This is a genomic window from Brotaphodocola sp. (assembly GCF_050873365.1).
GTDB lineage: Bacteria > Bacillota > Clostridia > Lachnospirales > Lachnospiraceae > Brotaphodocola.
Genome location: NZ_JBNMIQ010000051.1, coordinates 1 through 8,324 on the forward strand (window position 1 = coordinate 1; position 8,324 = coordinate 8,324).

The 8,324-nt window shown below is 45.2% G+C and carries 7 protein-coding genes; 2 read left to right on the forward strand and 5 right to left on the reverse strand.

Translation table 11 applies throughout. From position 1 onward, the window contains the following. The first annotated feature begins 261 nt into the window (after nucleotides 1–261). Nucleotides 262–1,452: a tryptophan synthase subunit beta gene (gene trpB / locus ACR0QT_RS14145; protein WP_432631337.1), complete on the forward strand. Its 1,191-nt coding sequence runs from the start codon at nucleotides 262–264 to the stop codon at nucleotides 1,450–1,452. After that, nucleotides 1,445–2,221 (forward strand): tryptophan synthase subunit alpha, encoded by a 777-nt coding sequence (gene trpA, locus ACR0QT_RS14150; protein ID WP_432631338.1) that lies wholly within the window; start codon nucleotides 1,445–1,447, stop codon nucleotides 2,219–2,221. Before trpB ends, trpA begins: the two co-directional genes overlap by 8 nt. 334 nt (nucleotides 2,222–2,555) lie before the next feature. Here trpA and ACR0QT_RS14155 read toward each other — a convergent pair whose 3' ends face one another. The 5 genes from ACR0QT_RS14155 to ACR0QT_RS14175 form a co-directional block, all read right to left on the reverse strand. Beyond that, nucleotides 2,556–4,178: a D-alanyl-D-alanine carboxypeptidase family protein gene (locus ACR0QT_RS14155; protein WP_432631339.1), complete on the reverse strand. Its 1,623-nt coding sequence runs from the start codon at nucleotides 4,176–4,178 to the stop codon at nucleotides 2,556–2,558. A gap of 177 nt (nucleotides 4,179–4,355) precedes the next feature. Next, the gene (locus ACR0QT_RS14160) at nucleotides 4,356–5,714 is read right to left on the reverse strand and encodes an ROK family transcriptional regulator (protein ID WP_432631340.1); all 1,359 of its coding nucleotides are present in this window, start codon (nucleotides 5,712–5,714) and stop codon (nucleotides 4,356–4,358) included. A gap of 67 nt (nucleotides 5,715–5,781) precedes the next feature. After that, nucleotides 5,782–6,498, reverse strand: coding sequence for a TIGR01906 family membrane protein (locus ACR0QT_RS14165; protein ID WP_432631341.1), 717 nt, complete (start codon nucleotides 6,496–6,498; stop codon nucleotides 5,782–5,784). Between the two features lie 304 nt (nucleotides 6,499–6,802). Continuing rightward, nucleotides 6,803–7,972, reverse strand: coding sequence for a zinc ribbon domain-containing protein (locus ACR0QT_RS14170; RefSeq protein ID WP_432631343.1), 1,170 nt, complete (start codon nucleotides 7,970–7,972; stop codon nucleotides 6,803–6,805). 6 nt (nucleotides 7,973–7,978) lie between these two features. Next, on the reverse strand, nucleotides 7,979–8,324 hold a 346-nt coding region (locus tag ACR0QT_RS14175; RefSeq protein WP_432631345.1), incomplete at its 5' end, for a hypothetical protein.

Genomic DNA, 8,324 nt, shown 5'->3' on the forward strand with positions numbered 1-8,324 from the left:
ATCTATAAGGGGTCACCTCCGTAACATTAAACTTTGGTCGGTAAAATGATTTGGGAGGCTTCTTATAGATGTATTTTATTACAACAAAAAGAATGTTGGAAGTATGTTTTTCAACACACCCCAACATTCAGTATAGAACCTTTATTTCATAGGAAATTGCGTCCTGGTTATAGGATTGAAACTTGTAGTTGAAAGAGTAACAGAGGCAGAAGTCAGAACACACGATTTTTTGAAAACGATTTTGGAAAAGGAGAATCAGGAATGACGAATAAAAATGGACGTTTTGGAATTCATGGAGGACAGTACATCCCGGAGACACTGATGAAGGCAGTGATTCAGCTTGAGGAAGCTTACAACCATTATAAAAATGATCCGCAGTTTCAGGCAGAACTGACTGAGCTGTTTAACGAGTATGCGGGTCGTCCGAGCCGACTTTACTACGCAGAGAAGATGACGAAAGACCTTGGAGGTGCAAAAATTTATTTAAAGCGTGAGGATTTAAACCACACGGGTGCGCACAAGATCAACAACGTGCTCGGTCAGGCGCTTCTCGCAAAGAAGATGGGAAAGACACGTTTGATCGCGGAGACCGGAGCGGGTCAGCACGGAGTGGCAACGGCGACGGCAGCGGCACTGATGGGAATGGAATGTGTTGTTTACATGGGTGAGGAGGACACGAAGCGTCAGGCGCTCAATGTCTATCGCATGCGTCTCCTCGGCGCAACCGTGATTCCGGTGACAACGGGAACCGGAACGCTCAAGGACGCCTGCTCAGCGTGCTTCCGTGAGTGGACAAACCGCATCGACGACACGCACTACTGCCTCGGTTCGGTGATGGGACCTCACCCCTTCCCGACGATTGTGCGGGATTTCCAGTCCGTGATTTCAAAGGAAATTAAGGAGCAGATGTTGGAGAAGGAGGGACGACTTCCGGATGCAGTGCTTGCTTGTGTCGGCGGTGGTTCCAATGCAATCGGTGCATTTTATAATTTCATCAACGATAAGGAAGTTCGTCTAATCGGATGTGAGGCGGCAGGACGCGGAGTCAATACCGCGGAGACCGCAGCGACGATTGCGACCGGAAAACTTGGAATTTTCCACGGAATGAAATCGTATTTCTGTCAGGATGAATACGGACAGATTGCTCCGGTATACTCGATCTCGGCAGGACTTGATTATCCGGGAATTGGACCGGAACACGCGATGCTTCATGATCAGGGACGCGCAGAGTACGTTCCGGTTACCGACGATGAGGCAGTCAATGCGTTTGAGTATCTTGCGCGCACAGAGGGCATCATCCCGGCAATCGAGTCGGCACATGCGGTTGCGCATGCGATGAAACTTGCGCCGACAATGAGCAAAGATCAGATCATGGTAATCAATATTTCGGGAAGAGGCGACAAGGACTGTGCAGCAATCGCACGTTACAGAGGGGAGGATATCAATGAGTAATCTTAGAAAAGCATTTGATCATGGAAAGGCATTTGTTGCATTTATCACCTGTGGAGATCCGGATCTTGAGACGACGGCAAAGGCTGTTCGTGCGATGGCGGAAGCAGGAGCGGATCTGATTGAGCTTGGAATTCCGTTTTCTGATCCGACCGCAGAGGGACCGGTAATCCAGAGTGCGAATGTGCGCGCACTCTCGGCGGGAACAACAACAGACAAGATTTTTGATATGGTCAAAGAACTCAGAAACGATGTGAAGATTCCTATGGTCTTCATGACTTATGCAAATGTGGTTTTTTCCTATGGAACAGAGCGTTTTGCCAAGCGGTGTGCACAGGTTGGAATGGATGGAGTGATTCTTCCGGATGTCCCGTATGAAGAAAAAGAGGAATTTGCACCGATTTTTGAAGCACAGGGTCTCGAGCTTGTGTCGCTGATTGCGCCGACTTCGGCTGATCGAATTGCGATGATTGCAAAAGAAGCAAAAGGATTTATCTATGTGGTTTCCTCGCTCGGTGTGACCGGAGTCAGAAGTAAAATTACGACGGATATTGGTGCTTTAACGGAGCAGATTCGCGCTGTCACCGATGTGCCATGTGCGGTTGGATTTGGAATTTCAACCCCGGAACAGGCAGTGAAGATGGCAAAAGTTTCGGATGGAGCAATTGTCGGAAGTGCGATTGTGCGACTGATGGAAAAATACGGACGAGATGCCGTTCCGCATGTGGCAGAGTATGTGAAGTCGATGAAGGATGCGCTGAGAAGTTTATGATAGGAATTATGCGCTCTTCCAGTTTCGACTTGAAGTGAGAGTGGCTGTTATAGGTAGGGGTATTACAAACTTTCTCAGAAATATTGATTTGAATAAAATACAGGCTCCGGAAGAGAGAAAGATTCTGCAAACCCGTGTGAGACGCCGGTGTTTAGATCGCGCATTTTGCGATCTTATGCACCGTTGCGTCGAACCCGGAGCGAGAGCGTGTTTGCAGAACTTTACTCTCTGGAGGAGCCAAATAAAATATCCAAATATTTCAATATCCAAGCATCTAAGTAGCTTCTTAACTTTATTTTCTGTATGTTATTCTTTTAGATATTATTTTCCGTTTTTATTTCTTCTTCAAAAAATCAAACAACGATTTTCTCCGTCTGGAGCGACGTCTGCCTCCATTTGAGCGAAGGGCAGATCCGGAACGTTTTTCCTCCATAATCAGATCAAACTCTGTGGGAGACATTCCGAGATCCTGAATCCGTTGTTGACGGCGCTGGTAGCGCTCGGCGCGCTCATTTTCCTCACGTTTCTCAATGTGAAATTTCACAAACATTATGATTGCAATGACAACGGCGATAATTCCGATGATTCCAAGAGCAATCCAGAATCCAAGCGGAATGTGAATCTCAAAAGGCGAGGTCAACGAAGGATCGCTCTGTCCGTTTTCAAAAGTCTCCAGTGAGGTAGATGAGAGAGCAGAATCTTTGGTTTTCCCAGTTTCATCGGCTCCTTTGGTTTCGCCAGTGGAAGTTTCGCCAACAGAACTTTCAGCGGATTCCGCATTATTTTCCAGAATAGAAACTTGTTTGGAATCATTTTCTGCACGTTCTGAGCCTGAAGTTTTTGACGCTCTCAAAAGCCATGCGTAACCGGCATCGTGTCCCCCGTACTCGTAAGTGATCTGTGCGACTGCCCGATCCGGTGCAGAGGCGGGCAGTTCGTAGGAGATCGACGATGTCGTGTCCGCAAACGTTGCATTGTTCGGCAGGGTAATTTTGCTGTTATCCTGAAGATGCAGGATTGAGAGATCTGCTGCCGGGAGTCCCGCAATCGTCATGTCGTTTGCAAGAGACGAATATGTCGTATCTTCCGAGGAGGCATTTACCGAATAAAAATTTGCAAATCCAAAATCGAGAAGAGTCTTTGTGTCACTGTAATGTGTCTGGTGACCATTCAGGACGACGGAAACGAGACGCATACCATTTCTTTCTGCACAGGTAACGAGGGTGTTGCCCGCGAGAGAGGTGTATCCGGTTTTTCCACCGAGGATTCCGGGATAGTACTCAGGAAGATTTTTTTTGAGCATCTTGTGTCCCGGGTAGACACGGCTTCCTTCTGGATTTCGCTTTGTCGGCGGGAGATCATAGTAACGGCTTGAGTCAATCTCTACGAAGGTGTCATTCTCAAACGCAGAACAGGCGATCAGTGCCATATCGTGAGCGGAAGTGTAGTGATCCGGATCGTTGAGTCCGCTCGGATTGTTGAAATGAGAATCTGTACAGCCGAGTGCCTGCGCTTTCTGGTTCATCATCTCTGCAAAGGCTTCGATTGAACCGGCAGTGTGTTCTGCGAGTGCATTCGCGGACTCATTTGCGGATTTTAAGAGCATTGCATAGAGACAATCGCGCACACTCAGCTGGTCTCCTTCGTCGATGCCGGCAGAACTGCTTCCAGACTCCACGTTGTAAACTGCATTGTGGGAGAACGTTACTGTTTCGTCGAGGTCACAGTTTTCAATGACAATCAAGGCGGTCAAGATTTTTGTGATACTTGCAGGATAGTATGCCTGATGAATATTTTTGCCGTAGAGAACGGCGCCGGAACCGGCATCCATGAGGATACCACCTTCAGCGGAGATTTCTACATTGTCCGGCCAGGGAACAGTACTCGCAAAGGCCGGTGGTGAAATCAGCCCTGTCAGCAGGACGAGGGCAAGAAAAAACGAAGCAATTCGTTTCATAAATAAGTCCTTTCAGTGAATAAAAATAAAATCCAGTAAAATCCCACCAAAAATAAAGAATAAAATTTATTTATAGAATCGGTTTAATCTTCTGTGAACCCAGGAAATGCAATTCAATTCAATTTAATTTAATTATAATTTCTATAACTTCTGTAATTCCTGTAAATTCTTATGAATTCAATTCTTAGATTCCTCTGAATCCGGTGGGAGGAGGTAGCGGGACGGGGCATTCAAAAGTTGCTGAATTGCAAAATAAGCCGTGCCTGTCAGAATACGGTTCTCATCCGGTGAGACAAGCTCGATCGGGGGAAGCGTCTGGTAGGATGCAAGATGTTTGGTTGCAGTTTTTTTGGCATCCTCAAGCAGGAGCATTCCACCGTGCGTCATTCCTCCGCTGATGAAAATGCGGTCCGGTGTGCAGATAGAGAGCAGGGACGCAATTCCGAGACCGAGATTGTGTCCGCAGTCTCGAATCAGCTTCATTGCGAGCGGGTCCCACTGGCGCGCCGACTCAAAGACGGAGCGTGCCGAGATCGCAGAAACGCGGTTTAACAGACTTTCCGGAAATGCAGACAGTTCTTGGTTCGCTTTTGATTCGAGGGCGGACAGGCTTGCAAGCGAGTCGAGACATCCGGTTCGCCCGCATTTGGGACATACATGCCCCTGCGGATCAATCGGGAGATGACCTGCCATCGAAATCATGCGTGCATCGTGGAGGCAGAGTCCACCGCGGGTCAGACCGACCTCAATGCTGTCGTCTGCAAAAATGTGAAGCATGACCTCACCCGTATTTTTGTCGGGAAGGTTGTGCCAACAGGCGATTGCTCCGGCATCAGCATCATGGATCAGGAAAACAGGAAGGTCGATCTGCTCTTCAAGTTTTTTGCAGAGCGGAAACAGTTTTGCGGACGAGTTGTTTTTTGTAGCGTCTTTGTCAGTATCTTTTGCAGTATCTTTTATCGTGGCGGTATCAGCGACAGTATTTGTATTAGTATCCGTGTTAGTATCTGTGTTGGTATTCGTGTCAGATGGGATCAGGATTGATCCATCCGCACGACGGCAGGGATCAGGGACGGCGATTGCAGTAGCCGTGAGTTCCGGAAAATCTTTCAGAAATGTCGTCACTCCGTCTGCGATCCGCTCAATAATCGAGGGCATGTTTGCTTCGCTTAGCGCCTCGATCGGAACGGACAAAAGATGACCACACGGCTGTCCGTGAAAATCGTGCGGTTGCATTTCCAGCCAGTGTGCGGAAAGGCGGATTGCAAGTACCTTATAGCGGTTGTAATTCAGGGACAGACCGACAGAGCGCCGTCCTTTTTTTCCTGCTGTAAATCCAGTCTCGTAGATGAGTCCGGATTTTGTCAGAGAACGGACAATTTTCGTCATAGAAGCCTGAGTCAGTCCCGTCGCTTCTCCGAGTTCCGCACGCGAACATCCCGGATGGAGAGCGAGAAAGCGAAGCACCTCCGCTCGGTTGGAATCCTGCATATTAATCTGATTTTGTCCGCTTTTTCCGTTTATTTTTTCCTGCATAAAAAACCTCAATAAAAATCTTAATAAAAACCTTAATAAAAGCCTAAATGAAAAATAAAAGTTGAAATTAATTCTGTTTCTTCAAATTTTTCAAAGGCAAATGCTTTAAATGAATCAGCCATCCGGCACAGCCCGCAAAGACGGCGACAACGCTGATCGCGTAGGTGAGAGCGATTCGACCGGCGGTATCCATGAAGAACGGTTCCGGTACAATGTTGATCAGAAGATCGGTATTCGGGTCGAGCATCCACAGATCGTTGTTGAAGAAAATATGGTGGAAAATAATAAAGTACTTATTAAAGTCCGTGGAAATAATACCTGCGAGGACTGCCAGAACGACGAAAAACAAAATGGTTCCGATGCAGACTGTCTGCGGAAGCACCTTGCGCACATTTGCCTTTAACGCAAAGAGAAGAGCAATGCAGACTGCCATCAAAACGAGGCAGATCCGGCGCAGTGCAATTGCGCCGAGAAAGAGTCCGCGCACATCTTCCATGTGGGCGATTTCCCGCTGGTTAAAGAATTCGCGTGGTTGACCATTTACAATCGTCAGAACGTGAAGATCTGCGCGATTTCCCCGCAGATAAGCCATCATTTCGTGGGTGACATCGAGAAGGTCATCCATTTCCATTTGGACATCATCCAAAACATCATATTTTTCATATTCTTTCTCATAGTAACCGGGAGTCCAGTAGGTGACGGCTTCCACGGAAGTGATGAGAAGAGTGAACATCAGCGCAAAGGCAAAGACGATGCCGAGAGCGTTGTGAAGAAGTTTTCTCATAATCCAAGGTTGTCCTTTCTGTTATATTTTTGTTGCACTGCATATCAAAGACACTCTGGTGGCGTGTCTGATGATTTACAGTGAACTACTCGGTCATTGAATGGCCGAGCATCTTAAAATGCAAAGCTATTCAATGACGATCTATTGGAAATAAGACCAATTTGTATGAATCATGCAAACCAGACAGATCTCCGCCAGACAATCCAGATACAGACATGCTGTACCAAGACGATGGTAGTTCATATGTTCCTTACTACCAGACGGCAATACACCACAAACCATACCTGTGGGATATTGCCGTTTCTCATAAGGATGCTACTTGCCGGTAAGTTTTAAATCTATCGGCATAAACAATCTTTATAGAATTCTGAAGCAAATGGTGATTATATTTATATTTCTCACATAATTCCATGATTTCGATATCCGTTGCCCGTTTTTTGATATTAACAGCTCCTACATAATCCGCATCTTCTGTGTAACCACAGCAAGTACACCGAAATTCTTTATGATTTCGATTTGCAGAGTCCAGATGATTGCATACCGGACACACCTGACTGGTAAAATCAGGCGTAACTTCCATAAAGTCATATCCCTTCCAGTTCAAAGTTTCCATTAATCGTTGCTGTAATTTTCCGCGCGCAAACATCGAAAATTGTCCATTTGTCTTACGGCTCTTGTGAAATTCTCTGATATCCAGCTTTTCAAGAACCGTCATCGTATCCGGTGTTAATTCTTTTATATAAACGGATATAGACTGTTTGATTTCATGATTTAACATATTATAATAATGTCGTTTCTTTTTATATGGGGCAGACATAGTACAAATCATATGTTCCAAACGATCTATTTTAGCGATGAGAGAACGTCTCACATCGTCAGGGAGCTGATGATATCGTACATAATGCTGGATTGCCCGTTTTTTATTCCTTAACTTTGATAATTCCGCAAATGCAGGCTCTACTTGTTCATGATAAAACTGGATGACATCAGACATCGTGCCAATCCCTTTTCCATCAGATGTATAAAATGCATCCACAATTCCGGTATCTACACCAATATATGTTTTAGTATTTGGCTGTTTTCTGATATTTTTATACGACCATCCAATTTGTAACTTTCCATTATGAATCTGCATCATAACAGTACCCGCCATTACATTGCTTTTTATTTTATGTAAAGAATGTGCACTGCTATTGATCGGTACCGAAAATCGTTTTCCTTTGTTCTCTGGATCTGTGATTGTAATTACATATGGCATACATGTGCTTGTAGATTCTTCCAGTTTCATCAGTCTTGAATCCAGTGGAACAGAGATATTTTTCAAAACCGGAAGTTTATATTCCATGCATTTACTATAATATCGATCGAAAAACTCCGTCATGAAATAGGCAAACTCACGCCCTTCCATTTTTTCAACCATATCTGCACACTCGTTATGAAAAGTTTTTCCAATTGCCCGTAAAGAAGAAATCATCACTTCTTAAGACATTCCCATAACTGCCATTGCAAACAACACTTTTGATTTTGCAAAAATATCCATTCCTTCTGATAGTAGATCCTGGCGAATATTATTCAGGCGATTAGAGAGATGAGTTACTGCAATGTCAAATGCATTCTGACAAAATGCAGAGTTCATTCCAACTGGACGCATGGATTTTTCCAGCTGACGCATATCGGGATCTTTTTTATCGTTTTTCACAATCTGTAAAAATACAGATTTTTCCTGTTCAAGTATCTTGATATCCTGATTAACAAGCGCAGTAAAAGACAACTGGATGCGCTTTAAAACTGCCAGTTTTTCTTTATTCGGATTTCCGTACAGAAAT

Coding starts and splice junctions, on each gene's coding strand:
- trpA (WP_432631338.1), top strand. CDS start 1,445: ATGAGTAATCTTAGAAAAGCATTTGATCATGGAAAGGCATTTGTTGCA.
- ACR0QT_RS14160 (WP_432631340.1), bottom strand. CDS start 5,714: ATGCAGGAAAAAATAAACGGAAAAAGCGGACAAAATCAGATTAATATG.
- ACR0QT_RS14170 (WP_432631343.1), bottom strand. CDS start 7,972: ATGATTTCTTCTTTACGGGCAATTGGAAAAACTTTTCATAACGAGTGT.
- ACR0QT_RS14155 (WP_432631339.1), bottom strand. CDS start 4,178: ATGAAACGAATTGCTTCGTTTTTTCTTGCCCTCGTCCTGCTGACAGGG.
- trpB (WP_432631337.1), top strand. CDS start 262: ATGACGAATAAAAATGGACGTTTTGGAATTCATGGAGGACAGTACATC.
- ACR0QT_RS14165 (WP_432631341.1), bottom strand. CDS start 6,498: ATGAGAAAACTTCTTCACAACGCTCTCGGCATCGTCTTTGCCTTTGCG.